At 71.8% G+C, this 14,315-nt stretch carries 10 protein-coding genes; 3 read left to right on the top strand and 7 right to left on the bottom strand.

The features are described 5' to 3' along the window. Window positions 1–56: 56 nt before the first annotated feature. The 7 genes from ACFYM6_RS00275 to ACFYM6_RS00245 all read right to left on the bottom strand — a co-directional run bounded on the left by ACFYM6_RS00275 (window position 57) and on the right by ACFYM6_RS00245 (window position 11,718). Window positions 57–551, bottom strand: a complete 495-nt coding sequence (locus ACFYM6_RS00275; RefSeq protein WP_387270821.1) for a peptidoglycan-binding protein — start codon at window positions 549–551, stop codon at window positions 57–59. 96 nt (window positions 552–647) lie between these two features. Further along, on the bottom strand, window positions 648–2,339 hold the full coding sequence (locus ACFYM6_RS00270; RefSeq protein ID WP_387270820.1) for an ABC transporter permease: 1,692 nt from the start codon (window positions 2,337–2,339) through the stop codon (window positions 648–650). Then, a complete protein-coding gene (locus ACFYM6_RS00265) occupies window positions 2,324–3,088 on the bottom strand; it encodes an ABC transporter ATP-binding protein (protein ID WP_387270818.1) in 765 nt (254 codons plus the stop codon). Before ACFYM6_RS00265 ends, ACFYM6_RS00270 begins: the two co-directional genes overlap by 16 nt. A gap of 84 nt (window positions 3,089–3,172) precedes the next feature. After that, the gene (locus tag ACFYM6_RS00260) at window positions 3,173–3,652 is read right to left on the bottom strand and encodes a hypothetical protein (RefSeq protein WP_387270816.1); all 480 of its coding nucleotides are present in this window, start codon (window positions 3,650–3,652) and stop codon (window positions 3,173–3,175) included. A 5-nt stretch (window positions 3,653–3,657) separates the two neighbouring features. Beyond that, a complete protein-coding gene (locus tag ACFYM6_RS00255) occupies window positions 3,658–9,453 on the bottom strand; it encodes a hypothetical protein (RefSeq protein ID WP_387270814.1) in 5,796 nt (1,931 codons plus the stop codon). A gap of 179 nt (window positions 9,454–9,632) precedes the next feature. After that, complete coding sequence (locus ACFYM6_RS00250; protein ID WP_387270812.1) at window positions 9,633–11,273, bottom strand: cation acetate symporter; 1,641 nt, start codon at window positions 11,271–11,273, stop codon at window positions 9,633–9,635. A 1-nt stretch (window position 11,274) separates the two neighbouring features. Further along, the gene (locus ACFYM6_RS00245) at window positions 11,275–11,718 is read right to left on the bottom strand and encodes a hypothetical protein (protein ID WP_387270810.1); all 444 of its coding nucleotides are present in this window, start codon (window positions 11,716–11,718) and stop codon (window positions 11,275–11,277) included. A gap of 182 nt (window positions 11,719–11,900) precedes the next feature. Here ACFYM6_RS00245 and ACFYM6_RS00240 point away from each other — a divergent pair, with 182 nt between their 5' ends. From ACFYM6_RS00240 to ACFYM6_RS00230, 3 genes are read left to right on the top strand one after another with little or no spacing between them, the layout of a single operon-like run. After that, a complete protein-coding gene (locus tag ACFYM6_RS00240) occupies window positions 11,901–12,452 on the top strand; it encodes a Uma2 family endonuclease (RefSeq protein WP_387270808.1) in 552 nt (183 codons plus the stop codon). A 60-nt stretch (window positions 12,453–12,512) separates the two neighbouring features. Continuing rightward, window positions 12,513–13,034: an RNA polymerase sigma factor gene (locus ACFYM6_RS00235; protein WP_387270806.1), complete on the top strand. Its 522-nt coding sequence runs from the start codon at window positions 12,513–12,515 to the stop codon at window positions 13,032–13,034. Then, window positions 13,021–14,226: a WD40/YVTN/BNR-like repeat-containing protein gene (locus tag ACFYM6_RS00230; protein WP_387270805.1), complete on the top strand. Its 1,206-nt coding sequence runs from the start codon at window positions 13,021–13,023 to the stop codon at window positions 14,224–14,226. Before ACFYM6_RS00235 ends, ACFYM6_RS00230 begins: the two co-directional genes overlap by 14 nt. Window positions 14,227–14,315 lie beyond the last annotated feature (89 nt).

Raw genomic sequence — 14,315 nt, 5'->3', positions numbered from 1 at the left:
TCGACGGTAAGGCGGGTCAACTGCCGATGGCTTTCTGACCATCAAGGACTGACCCATCAACAACCGGTTGATGAGACGTAGGAGGCCGTTCTCCAGGCACCACTGAGATAGACGTAGTAGGCGCCACCGGTGCGCCGGAATGTTGCGGACCCGCGAGCGACATCGTAATTAACGAAATCGCTGCTACCCGCGACGAGGTACCTGTCGGCATACCCCATGGTCAGTGGGCCCGCGATACCGTCCGCCGTGAGCCCGTATCGACTCTGATACGCCGCGGTGGCCGACTTTGTGGCGGGGCCGAAGGCACAGTCGATGGCCCCCGTGTAGAGCCCTTCCGCCTTGAGAACTCCCTGCCACAATGCAACGGCCCGGCTGAACGGGTACGAATTGGTGCTCAGCGGCCCCTCGTCGCCCCAGTCGTCGGTGAGCGTGTCGACGCCAGAAATGTAGCCCGCGGAGGTCGATGCGCTCGCTGCCGGCGTGGCGACCAGCATGCCACCGAGCAGTGCCGTAGTCATCGTCATGGCGGTCGCGAAGGATCTCAGCTTCATGTGGGTCGCTCTCCCCGTGGTTGTCGGCGTCCCTTGGACACCTGCGATGGCATCGATGATCGCAGATATAGCGCGGAAAGTCGACAGCGCTAACAGTCAGCGACGGGGCGTGACCGCCGCCAGCAGTTCCGGCAGGCGGCGGTCCAGCACGTCCCCGGCCAGGTAGGAGCCGAGCAGCGCGGCCCCCAGCCCGTACGCCAGGCCGATCGGCAGGGCCAGCCAGAGCCAGAGGTCACCGAGCAGTGCCGCCACCACCATCGGCACCGCCGCGGCGGTCGAGGCGATCATGGACAGCAGGGTGAGGAAGCTCTTCGCCACCCCGGCGCCGGTGTTCATGGCGAACGGGTTGCTCGTCTCCGGCAGCGCGTACGCGCCGAGCACCGAGACGAACGCGTTGATCGCGAGCCCGCTGCCGTACGCGGCGAACAGCGCGCCGGCCATCACGCCCAGCCAACCCGGGTGTCGCAGCAGCGCGGCGAGGATGACCGCGACCGCCACGAGCAGCGGCACCACGTAGATCGCGAACGCGGTCATCCGGGCGCGCAGTTCCAGCCGTCCCGGCACGCCGGCCACCACGTTGGCCGCGTACGCGCTGCCGTCGAAGCCGAACTGGTTGGCCACGGTAAGGGACGCGACAACCCCGACGAAGACCAGCGAGAGGCTGACCAGCACCGGCGACGAGTTCGCGGTCACCTCGCCGAACGCCTGCGTGCCCTCCACGGCCAACTGGGCGCCGCCCACGTTGACCATCACCGGCACGAAGATGCCGACCACCGCGATGGTGATCAGATTGGCCCGCCGCCGGGCGTCCCGCCACCAGTACCGGGCCTCCCGGGCGACCAGCGCGCCGAACCGGTCCCGCCGGGCCCAGCCGGCCGCCCGCGGGAAGAGTTGGGCGACCGCGCCGCCGACCGTGCCGCGCCGGTCCCGGGACGGCCCGGCGCTGACCGCGCCGACCATCGCCGACTCCAGCGAGCGCGACCACCAGAGCAGCAGCGCGCCGATGGCCAGCGCGGTGATCAGCAGCTTCAGCCCGGCGGCCCAGGCCCGGCCCTCGGCCACGTCGATCCCGGCGGTCCACGGCGCCCCGAACGGGGTCCAACCGACGATCCGGGCCGTGCCGGTCAACTGGTCCCAGTCGGCTTGGCGGACGGCGGCGAGCACCGCGATCTGCAACGGCCCGAGCAGGGCGGCCAGCACCGCGAGCAGCACGGCGGCCAGGTCGCGTATCCGGCGGGAGCGCAGCATGGTGGCGAAAGCGCTGGTCACCGCGCGGGCGGCGGCCACACAGAGCAGCAGGCCGACGATCACCCCGACCAGTTCCACCAGGGCGGCGGGCCAGCCGCCCAGCGCGCCGGCGGTGATCACCAGCCCGGTGACCGCGATCAGCGTCGCCAGCACCGGGACGCTGACCAGGGCGGCCGCGAACAGGCCGGTGACCAGGGCACGGCGGGACAGCGGGAGCAGCGCGAACCGGGCCGGGTCCAGGGTCTCGTCCACGCCGAAGAAGGCCAGCGGCAGCAGCAGCCAGCCGAGCACCAGCAGCCCGCCGCCGAAGGCGGCGATCATGAGCGCGTACCGGGACTCGCCGGCCAGGCCGGGCGCGGCCAGGAGGAAGAAGCCGCCGACGGCGAACCAGAGCCCGATCACGACGCCCACCACGAAGAGGGCGATCCGCCAGCCCTGGCCGCGGAAGTTGTTGGCCAGCACGCGCAGCTTGAGCCGGACGAAGTGCCGGGCGGAGACCTGCCGGACCGGCTCGGCGGGCGGGGTCACCGGGACAGCCACGACAGCTCCTCGCCGGTCGCGGTCCGCCCGCCGACCACCTCCACGAAGACCTCCTCCAGGGGCCGCTCGCCGCGCACCTGGTCGAGCGTGCCGACCCGCTTGATCCGCCCCTCGGCGAGGATCGCCACGTGCGAGCAGAGCCGCTCGACGACCTCCATGACGTGGCTGGAGAAGACCACCGTGCCGCCGCCGGTCACGTAGCGGTGCAGGATGTCCCGGATCAGCGCCGCGGAGACCGGGTCGACCGCCTCGAACGGCTCGTCCAGCACCAGCAGCCGGGGGCCGTGCAGCAGCGCGCAGGCCAGGCCGATCTTCTTCTTCATGCCCGCCGAGTAGTCGACCACCAGGGTGCGGCCGGCGTCGTTGAGCGCCAGCACGTCCAGCAGCTCCGCCGCCCGCTGGTCGACCACCGCGGGATCCATGCCGCGCAGCAGACCGTGGTACGCCAGCAGTTCGGCGCCGCTGAGCCGGTCGAAGAGACGTACCCCGTCGGGCATCACGCCGAGCAGGCCCTTGGCGCGGACCGGGTCGGCCCAGACGTCGTACCCGAGCACCCGGGCCTGGCCGGCGTCGGGCCGCAGCAGGCCGACGGCCATGGACAGGGTGGTCGTCTTGCCGGCCCCGTTCGGGCCGAGCAGCCCGTAGAACGAGCCGGCCGGCACGTCCAGGTCGACCCCGGCGACCGCGACCTTGGTGTCGAACCGCTTGGCCAGGCCACGAAGGGACAACGCGGGGTGCTGATCGCTCATGAACCAGACCGTATCCGGCCCGGACCAGGCGCCGCTCCGGCCGGAGGATGATCCCGCGTCATCCCCCAGCCGTACCTGGCGCCCTCAGGTCGCCGTCCGGACCGGGCACGGGCCGGCGCCGGCCGCGGTGCGGCAGGTGATCGGCGCCGACACGCTCGACCAGCAGAGGTGCTCCCCGTCGATCTTGTTCATCGGCTGAAAGTAGGCGCTGTACGTGGTCACCTGGTGGTTAATGGGCGACAGCCGGGCCACGCCGCCCCGCCGGGTCACGCTCGCCCGGCCGTCGGCGTCGGTGGTGGCGTAGAACATTGCCTCGCTGTGTGCGTTGTTCGGGCCCACCACCATCACCGCCAGATTCACGGTGACCCCGGCGACCGGTCTGCCGTCCCGGGTCAGCCGTGCGCTCACCGTGAGCGGGGCGGACAGGTCGTCGACTTCGACCGGCGACACCTGGAGTTGGGTGTCGGCGCAGCCTTCAAAACAGCCACTGAGCGGACCGACGAGGCCGCCGGCGAGCACCAGGGCCAGCAGCCCGGTGACTCGCCGACGGCTCGCGGTCGGCATGCCGGTCAGCACGCCCCGCCGTCGCCGGTGTTCTCCTGCTTGGCCGCGTGCTCGCCGTCGAACGGCCAGGCGGCGTACGCGAGCAGGTCGAAGATGTAGTCGTCCACGTCGTCTCCCGGGTCGAGCATGGTCACCACGCTCGGCCGGCCGCCGGGCACAGTCACCCCATTACGGGACTTTTCCGCCAGGCCGGGCCAGATCGCCAGGACGATCTCGGCGAGCGGGATGCCCCAGGTGCTGACCTCGACCGTTACCTTGCTGGGCTGCTGCAGATCGTAGCGATGGTAGTCGACGCTGTCGTACAACCCGACCAGCTTGAGGTCCTGCTTGAAGAAGTCCGGCCCGATGATCTTGTCGATGCGGAGCAGCAGGTCGATGTCCATATCCAGGTGGACGCCGGCCATCGTCATGGTCGCCTGACCGAACGCTCCGTCGAAGGCCAGGAACAGGTAGCCCAACGCCTTTGGCAGCCCGAACGGCAGGTCGGTGCGGACGTTGCCGGGTCGCAGCGCCGCCGCCTGGATGTCGGTGAGGTTGAAGGTGATGTCGCTGATCCAGCTCTCCCGCACCTCGGCGTGTCCGGTGAACAACCCGCGGACCAGGCCGAAGCAGTTGAAGAACTCCAGGTCCATCTCCTTCCTCGGCACCGAGAGGTGCAGATTGCCGACCATCTGCAGTTCGTCGGTCTTCGGTACGGAGGTGATGGTGACGATCTGGGTGTCCGGCGCGAGTTGCACGGTGGTCCGGTGGCCGAGGTTGGTGATGTGCAGTTCGAGATCGTCAGGCCCGGCCTCGAAGTCGTCGGTCTTCTTCACCAGATTCGCCTCGACCTCGACGTCGATGTCGAGGGTGTCCCGCCCGTCGTTCGCCGTGTAGTCCACCGTGGGCAGGTTGTCACCCTCGGCGTTGCCGAACCCGCGGGCGCTGAATGTCATGTCGGTGGGCACGTCGCGCAGCTGCACCTGGCCCGTGGCCGGTTCGTTGCGGAAGGTGCCCGTCGCCTTGATCGACAGCTCGTCGATGACCGTCGAGTTCTTGACCCGCACCGAGGTGGGCGAGCCGACCTTGCCGCTCACCTCCAGGCCACCGGGGATCGGGTCCAGGTGGGCCAGCGCCCGGGTCGACTCGAACTTCGGCACCTGGTCGGCCTGGGCGTGCACGTCCAGGATGCCGGCCGAGGCCACGTCCGAGTCGTACTTGATGCTGAGCGTGTCGGTGAGGGCGATCGGGCCGAGGGTGAAGTTGATCCCGGACGGCAGGTCGGTCAGGGTCGCCTCGGCCCTGATCCGGTCCGGCGGCGACGGTACGAAGACCGAGTCGTCGACGTACAGGGTCAACTTGTTCGACCGGGGCTGGTAGCCGGCGAACGAGTAGCTCCGGGTGGTCGGGTCGACGGTCACCCGGCTGGGCAGCCCCGAGACGTTGATGATCCCGGTCAACCCGAAGCACTTCCCGTCCACGCAGAACGGGCCCTGATTGGCGCAGCCCGGCCCAACGGTGCAGCCCCGGTCCACCACCGAGGCGCCGTTGGCGTAGCGCGGTGCCCCCAGCCCGTCCAGCGCGGCCACCTTGCCCAGCCAGAACTGCGTCTCCACGTCCAGCGTCGCGTCGGCGGCGTAGTTGATCACACCGCCGTTCGAGCTGAAGGTGATGGTGCCCGGAATCGGTCCGAGCCGGCCCAGTGCCCCCAGCCGGACGTCCTGTGCACCGCCCGCGGCCAGCCGTACGTCGCCGTCGAGCGCGATGGTCTGCCGTTGTGCGTGGTAGCTGGCCGTGACCGACGAACCGGAATGACCGAACTCGGCGTCCTGCAGTCCGGTGATCGACGCGCTGCCGTCGATGTTGCCGTTGGCCTCGTCGTAGTGGGTGGCCAGGTGTGACCCGGCCGGTGCCAGGGCGGCCGCGTGGTTGGTCACCGCGAACGCCGCGCTGCCCAGCGAGCTGCCCTCGGCGGCCCGGAACGCGTACGTGCCGTTGCCCCAGTCCGCGTCGAACCGGGCCGGCACGCCGCGGACGTCCGCGAACGCCGACCAGGTCCGGCCCCCGTATGGCACGTGGGCCAGGAACGAGATCGCCGAGATCGGCGCCGACATGGTGGTCTCGGCGTGCCGGGCCGGCAGGTCGACCAGCGCGTCCACGGTGGCCGGCACGCCGGTCACCGACGCGGTCAGGTAACCCGTGCTGGCGTTGGTCACGGTGAGCCCGACCGAGTCCACCGCGGCCGAGTTGCGGACCGCCACCGTGGTCCGGTCACCGATCGTGCCGTTGACGTGCATCGTGGCCGGCAGCCGGCCGATCGTGGCCCGGCCGCGGACCACCGGGAAGGTCTGGTCGGTGGTGGTCGCGTCGGCGTCGAAGCGCAGGCTGCCCAGCGGTGCCGAAGCGGTGTACCGGAAGTCGATCGAGCCGCCGGCGACCTCGACCGGGCCGACCGTCATGTCCAGCTCGGCCGGCAACCCGGAGAGGCTGGCCAGGGCCCGCACATCCGGCAGGCTGTCGACCAGCCCGGCCAGGCGCAGGTACGCCTGCAACGGCGCGGCCGGCGGCCGGTAGCCGGTGAACACCACCGTCCGCGCCCGGGTGTCCACGGCCAGGTTGCTCGGCAGTCCGGGCAGCCGGACCGTGCCGACCAGCCCGAGGCAGCGGGCGAACACCGCGCAGAAGACGCTCTCGTCCTTGGCGCAGCCGTTGCCGGTGTCGCAGCCGTTGCCGACCAGGGCCACCCCGTTGGCGAACAGCGGTGCGCCCAGCCCCGCCAGCGCACCCACCTTGCCCACCCGTACCCCGATGGTCAGCCCGAGGTGGCCGGTCGCGGTGTAGCTGAGCCGGCCGTCGGCGAAGGTGGACCGGATGGTGTTCGGCAGGCCGTCCACCCGGGCCACCGTGGAGAGTTGGGTGTCGTCCACGCCGTTTGCGGCGAGCAGCACGTCCGCGTCCACGAACACCGGGTCGCCGCCGGTGTCGGTGTCCAGCCGGAAGGTCTGCCCGCCGCCGTCGCGCGCGTACTCCACCCAGGACAGGTTGCGCACCGACACGCTGCCGTCCAGGTCGCCGGTGACCTGCCGGTAGTGCACGCCCAGGTGCAGCCCGGTCGGGGCGACCTGGCCGGCGTGGTTGGTGACCGCGAGCCGGGCCCCGCCGAGCGGCCCGGACAGGCCCCGGAACCGGTAGGTGCCCTCGGCGAAGTCGGCGTCGAACCGGGCCGGCACGCCGGTCAGGTCGGCCATCGCGGTCCAGTCCCGGCCACCGGACGGCAACCGGACCACCGCCGCCAGGCTGGTCAGCGGATCGGACTGGATGCCGTCGAGGTGCCGGGCCGGCAGGTCCAGCAGGAAGTCCATGGTGGTGGCCAACCCGGCCGCGGCGGCCGACAGGTAGTGGTCCTGCTGCGGGCGCAACGTCTCCACGTGCGCCGGGCTGGCGAACACCTCCACCTTCTGCACCCGGCTGGTCGCCTCGTACCGCAGCCGAGGCCGGTCACCCAGGTCGTAGGAGAGGTTGATCTGCTCGGGCAGCTCGGTGACGGTGGCGAACAGGGTCGGCCCGGCGGCCGTGTTGGTGTACGCGGCGAACACCCGGTGGATCACCGAGCTGGTCTGGTACGCGACCGTACGCGCCGCCGTGTCCACGTCCAGCGACGCGGTGGCCGGCAGGTTGGAGAGCTCCAGCCGGGCCTTGTGCAGCCCGTCCAGGTCACCGGCGGCGACGAAGGGTTGGCCGCCCGGATCGAACGTGGTGGTCAGCCGGGGATGCCCGTCGTAGTAGGCGTCGACCTGCCGCATTCCGGTGACCCGGGCGGAGACGCCCAGCGCGGTGCCGGCGGTGACCAGCGTCGCGTGGTCGCTGTCGTACGGCGCGAACGCGCCGAGGTTGCGCGAGATGGCCACGGTGCCGGAGCCGAGCGGCTGAGCGCCGTTGAACGTCACGTGGCTGGCGCCGGTGTCGGCGGTGAGGGTCACCTCGGTGGGCAGCTTGCGCAGCGAGCCCCGGCCGACCAGGCCGCCGGCCTTGTCATACACGGCGACGTCCAGCGCGGCGAGCTGGCTGCTCGCGGTGTAGTCGAGATCGACCCCGGTGTCGGTGTTCGCCAACGCCGCGTCGAACGAAATGGGAATCGCCTCGGCGCTCGCCTGGACCGCGTTGACCAGGCCCGCCGGCTGATAGCCGAAGTCGGCGAAGAGCACCCGGTCGATGCCGGTGGACGCCCGGTAGGCGAGGGTGGCCTTCCCGCCCGGTGGCCGGGTCAGCTCGACGGACACGCTGGTGGGCAGCTCGTCGACGACGAGCTGGGTGAACTCGTCGGCGCCGTCACGGTTGCTGAGCACCTGGACGTCCAGCTGGGTGGCCTTGTCGCTGGTCGAGTCCACCAGCACGTGCTGGTCGGTGGTGTCGCTGCCCGGATCGATCCGGGCCCGCGCCGAGAAGATCGACGGTACGGGGGAGAAGCGGGCACTCGCCACCGTCGGCTGGTACGGGTCACCCGCGCTGTCGTCGGTCACCGAGGCCAGCCCGGCGGTCACCGCGAGCGCGTCGCCGGCACCGCCCTGGAGCAGCCGGGCCTGGATGTCGTACACGCCCCGCAGCAGGGTCACCGGGTTGAAGGTGAACAGCCCCAGGGTGCCGGTCGGCAGGGTGGTGCCGCGCCGCAGCCCGTCGAAGCCGACCGAGATCCGCTGGTGGCCGGGGATGTCGTAGACGGCCCAGACGTGTGCCGGCAGCGGCTGGCCGGCCAGTTCGCTGGTGGGCAGGCGGAGCGCCAGCAGGGCGACGCCGACGTTGATCAGGTCGAGCAGGGCCTCCAGCTTGTCCGCCAGCTGCGCCTGGAGATCCGCGATCAGGTCCTGCAACCGCAGCCGTTCGAGCAGCAGTTCGGGATGGAGGATGACCTGGAGCGGGTCCTTGAGCAGCTCCAGGACGACGGCGAGGCGGTCCTGGGCCGCCTTGAGGGCGGACTGCACCTCGAGGAGCTGGCGCACCGCGGCGACCACGTCGCCGGGCAGCGCCACCGGCAGCAGGTCGGCCAGTACGTCCGGGGTGCCGTCACCGGTCACGTCCACGATCGCGGGCACGGCCAGCGGCAGGGTGAGCGAGCAGGACACCGCCTTGGTGGCTGACTCCGAGCAGATCCGGTAGGTGATGCGCGGAATGCCGTCGGGCAACTGCTCGAGCAGCGCCAGCGGGTCGACCGGCAGGGGCGGCGGGATGTTTCCGCTGGCGAGGGCCGTGATCAGCGCTTCCAGCGTGACCGGCTGCGCCGGATCGACGAACTGGGCCGAGGAGACCTGGGGCTGGAGCTTGCGGGCGTCCAGGTCCGGGGTGCGGTCCGGGTGGAGCCGGCCGGCCCGGTCGAGCGTGGTGATGGCATCCGCGGCGGTGGCGTCGACCAGTTCCTGGCCCGGATGCAGCGGCAGGGTGAGCGGCGCGGGCCGGACCGGTGGGTCCGGCACGACCGCGGCCCGGTCGATGGCGACCGTCCCGGCGGCCGGATCGACCGCGGGTAGCGGGGCGATCGGCGTCAGCGCGGCGGACGGCCCCCGGTCGACCCGCACCGAGCCGGGCGCCGGGTTGACGGGCGGCACCTGGTCGAGCTGCGGCATGATCGCCGTACGCGACGGCTGCGCGTTCGGCGCCGTGCCGTCCGGTGTGGTCGGATCGGTTTTCGCGGTTGCCGTGCCGGGATCCGGTGCCGCCGGAGTGGGTGCGGCCCGGACCGGATCTGGTACGGCGAGTTGGCCGGCCAACAAGGCCAAGGTAGCGGCGGTGGTCAGGAACGTACGGCCGAACCGTGCGCGGCTGCGCATGAGGACGCCTCCCCCGGGTGGCGATAAATGCGACAAGCCTGTCTTGTGACATCGAAATATGTCCACTGATTAATCAGGTTTCGGACATCTCCGCCACTTGACGGCAGAAGGCCCCTGCTTCCGTGCCGTTCGCGCAGCGCGTCGTCACGATGTTCCACCCGCTCAGGCCCTGGACGCGCTCAGAGGCGCAGCGCCTCCGGGGCGTGCAGGCGGAGCATGGTGGTGCCGACGTCGGTCGGGAGCCGCCGCCGGGTGGCGATCGAGACCGCCACCATCACCGTGAACGCCAGCGGCACGGTCCACGCGGCCGGCTGGGTGGTCAACGTGGCCGGCCAACCGGTCAGCGGCGGACCCAGCACGGTGAGCAGCACGGCGGCCATCGCGGCGCCGCCGCCGACCAGCACCCCGGCGGCGGCGCCCAGGTCGGTCAGCCCGCGCCACCAGATGCCCAGCACCAGCAGCGGACAGAAGCTCGACGCGGCCACCGCGAAGGCCAGCCCGACGACCTGGGAGACGTCCAGCCCGGAGAGGTTGAGCGCGAGCACCGCCGGCACCCCACCGGCGATCACCGTGGCCAGCCGGAAGCCGCGTACCGAGCCGCGGCCGAGGACGTCGGTGGAGATCACCCCGGCCACGCTGGTGAGCAGCCCGGACGAGGTGGAGAGGAACGCGGCGAACGCCCCGGCGGCGACCAGCGCGGCGAGCAGCCGGCCGACCTGCCCGTCGCCGAGCACCGCCCCGGGCAGCAGCACCACCACCGCGTCGGTCTGGCCGGTGACCAGCAGTTGCGGGGTGTAGATCCGGCCCAGCACGCCGTAGATGGTGGGCAGCAGGTAGAAGACGCCCACCAGGGCGAGCACCACCAGGGTGGTCCGGCGGGCGGCTGCGCCGTCCGGGTTGGTGTAGAAGCGCACCAGCACGTGCGGCAGCCCCATGGTGCCGAGGAAGGTGGCCAGGATCAGCGAGTACGTCGCGAACAGCCCCCGGTCGTCGTCCCCGGCGGTGTCCGGCAGCAGCCAGTCCGCCGCGTCGGTGGCCGTACCCGTGACCTCCGGCACCGGGTCGCCGGCGGCGAAGTCGAGGCGGTCGCCGGGGCGTACCTCCCGGACGTCGCCGTCGGGGAAGGTGAGGGTCGCGCGGTGCTCGACCACGACGGTGGTCGCGGTCCGGAACGCCGGCCCGTCGGGCGGGGTCACCGCCGGGCGGGCGTCGGCCTGCCACTGCAACGCCAGGAAGATCGCGGGTACGGCCAGCGCGGTCAGCTTCAACCAGTACTGGAAGGCCTGGACGAAGGTGATCGCCCGCATCCCGCCCAGCGCCACGTTCGCGGTCACCACCACGGCGACCAGCAGCGCACCCACCGGGTACGGCGAGCCGGCGACCGTGGCCAGGGTCAGCCCCGCGCCCTGGAGCTGGGGCACCAGGTAGAGCCAGCCGATGAAGATCACGAAGACGGTGGCCAGCTTGCGCAACCGCCGCGAGCCGAGCCGCACCTCGCAGAAGTCAGGCAGGGTGAACGCCCCCGAGCGGCGCAGCGGGGCGGCCACGAAGAGCAGCAGCGCCAAATAGCCGGCGGCGAAGCCGACCGGGTACCAGAGCACGTCCACGCCGTACTTGAGGATCAGGCCGGCCACGCCCAGGAAGCTCGCCGCCGACAGGTACTCGCCGCCGATCGCGGCGGCGTTCCAGGTCGGGCTGATCGCCCGGGAGGCGACCAGGAAGTCGGAGGTGGTCCGGGCCAGCCGCAGCCCGTAGAAGCCGATCCCGACCGTGACCAGAGTGACCGCCACGATGGCCGGGACGACGTACCCGTTGCCCATCTCAGCGCTCCGGCCGCTGGACGAGGTCGGTGAAGTCCTGCTCGTTCCGTTCGGCCAGCCGCACGTACGCCCAGCCGACCGCGATCAGGAACGGGAACGCGGCCACCCCGAGCAGCAGCCACGGCAGGTTGATCCCGAGCACGGTGACCCGACCGACCGAGGGTGCGATGGCGAACAGCCAGGGCAGGCCGCCCAGCCCGATCAGCACCAGCAGGCTGAGCCGCAGGGCCAGCGCGAGCTGGGCCCGGACCAGCCCCCGGACCAGCGCCTCGCCGACCCGGGTCTGCTGGGTCAGCTCGGAGCGGGTGCGGTCCGCCCGGCTGCCCGAGCGGGACACCTCGGCCAGCACGATCCGGGTACGCCGGGGCGGCTCGGCCGCGCGCGGGGCCGGCACCGGAGCGGCAGCCGGCCGCCCCGGAACGCCCCGATCGTCCGCTCCGGTCATCTCCGGCAGTCTCGCCTGATCACTGCGAATGTCAAGGTTCCGCGACGGCGTCCGTCGCACCGGCCTGTGGACAACCTGTGGAGAACGCGTCACTCCTGTGGACAACCCGGTGGATGGCGGTGGGTTCGTTGTGGACGACGGGGCGGGATGTCAGGGTGTTCGGGTAGGGAGGAGGTGTGACGGTGACCAGCCCGGCTCGGCCCGGCCAAGGTGATGCCTGGACGGTGGACGACCTCCAGGACCTCCCCGAGGACGGCCAGGACTACGAGATCTTCGACGGGAGCCTGCTCGTGTCCCCCCACGCGGACGTCTTCCACGGGGCGGTCGCCAACCGCCTCCGGCGACTCCTCGACCGGCAGGCGCCGGCCGGCCTGCTCGTCGGGCAGGACATCGGAGTCAGCGCGAAACGCTCGTCATACTTCGTACCGGATCTCTTCGTGGCCCGCGAGGACGCCCTCGACCGGGGCGGTGCCGCGCTCGACCCGGCTGATGTGCTCCTCGTGGTCGAGGTGATCTCGCCGAACAACGCCGGCCGGGACCTGGTGCTCAAGCGCCACGAATACGCCGCAGCCGGCATCCCCCGCTACTGGCTGGTCGAGCCGTGGAAGCAGACCCTGACCGTGCTGGCGCACGTCGGCGGCGGCTACCGCGAGGGGGCCGTCCTCGGCGCGGCGGAAGTCCTCCGAACGGATCAGCCGTTCCCGCTCGTCCTCCCGGTCGCTGACATCTTCTGAGCGCGTCCCGGAACCTTCGTCCCCGCCCGCGAGTGGGAGAGGTGGAGAGGGGAGGTGACGGTGTCCGACGGTGAATTGATCTCCGAGCTCTACGCTGGCTGCTTCCGCCGGCTGGTGGTCCAGATCTACGCGGTGACCGGGGATCTGAGTGAGGCACAGGAGGCGGTCCAGGAGGCGTTCACCCGGGCTCTGACGGCGCCCGGACGGTTCGCCCGGCTTGACAACCCGGAGGCGTGGCTGCGGCGGGTTGCGGTGAACGTGGCTCGCAGCCGGCACCGGCGGCGACGCGTGCTGGACCGGTTGCTGCTCCGGATCGGTCCGCCACCCGCCGTCGCCGATCGCTCGCCAGAGCACCTGGCCCTGCTGGCGGCGTTGCGGGACCTGCCCGAGGGGCAGCGACACGCACTGGCCCTGCACTACCTGGTCGACCTGCCGGTCGACGAGGTCGCGGCGACCCTCGGCGTCTCCGCCGGCACGGTGAAGTCCCGCCTCTCCCGTGGGCGGCAGGCTCTGGCAGCGCTGCTCAGCGACTCCGACGTCACTGGCAGCACGAGCACCGGGAGGACCGATGTCCGATCGTGAGTTCTCCGGCTTCGACATCGACACCATGGCAGACGCCGTTCGGCAGCCGCCCCTCGATGAGTTGCGTGCTGTGGCCCGCTCCCGCCGGCACCGGTCGGTCGCGCTAGCGGCGACGGCCCTGGCCGCGCTGGCCGCGATGGCGGTCGTACCGCTGGTGTCCCCGCCAGAGCAGCATGAGCCGGCGGTGCCGGACAGGCCATCGCCCGGTCCCGCCCTGTTTGGCAACCCCGGCGACTTCACGCTTACCGGTCCCGCCTCGGGGGTGGACGTGCGCATCGACGGCTGTGTACTCCGCTTCGCGCGCACCGACGACGGGGGCCGGACCTGGTCCGACTGGGACGCGGCCCGGTACCAGGCCACCAGATGCAAGCGCGGCTCCGCCGAGACGGCGGAGAAACTGGAGTACTCCGTGCTCGGTGACCGGTCGTATCTGGTCGACGACGGTGGGCTGCTCCGTCTCTCTACGGACTACGGCCGTACGTGGCATGACGCGGACCGGGCGATCGCGGGGGTGCGCGCGTTTCCGGCGGTAGCCCGGCCGGTCTTCTGCCAGTTCGGCTGCGGGGCGATGAATGAGCCGCTGGCGGTGGACCCGTCGACCGGCAAGGTCTACCGGCTCACCGGCGAGCCGCCGTCGCCGCTCCAGCTGTTCAGCCTCTACCCGGCTCCGGATGGCACCATCTGGGCGACGTACCGGGCAAGTGGTGCGGCGACCACCGGGGCCCGCAGCGCCGACCGGGGCGCGACCTGGAAGACCTGGCAGCCACCGGACAGTACGAGCCTCCTGGCGCTGGTGGGGGTCGACGACCGGGAGGGGTACCAGCTGATGTCGTCCCCGGCCGGCTCGACCACGCTGGCGCGGACCACGGACGGCGGGGCGAGCTGGACCGCCACCGGCGCCGACCTGCCGGAGGGACCGCACTGGGACCTGACGGTGGGGACGGACGGGTCCCTGCTGGCGATCACGCAGACCGGCCCGGAGGACAGCCACTCGGCCGAAGTGTTGGTCAGCCGGGACGACGGACGGAGTTTCACGGTGGCGCGGGGGAAGGGCTGGCCCGTCGGTTCGGTCAGTGTCGCCCCCGGCTATGCCTGGCTCTTCGGCCGGTACGACGGGTCGAACGGCGAGCCGGACCATTTCGTCCTCACCCGCGACGGGCGTACCTGGACCCAGTTCGACCTCGCCCTCTGATTGGCGCGGCGGGGGGGGGCGCCCGCCCCCCCCCCCCCGCCCCCCCCCCCCCCCCCCCCGCCCCGGGGGGGGGGGGCGGGGGCCCGGCC

The sequence above is a fragment of the Micromonospora sp. NPDC006431 genome, assembly GCF_042870725.1.
In the GTDB taxonomy this organism is placed as follows: Bacteria; Actinomycetota; Actinomycetes; order Mycobacteriales; family Micromonosporaceae; genus Micromonospora.
Note: the sequence above shows the minus strand (reverse complement) of the source record. Positions and strands in the feature narration are given on the sequence as shown.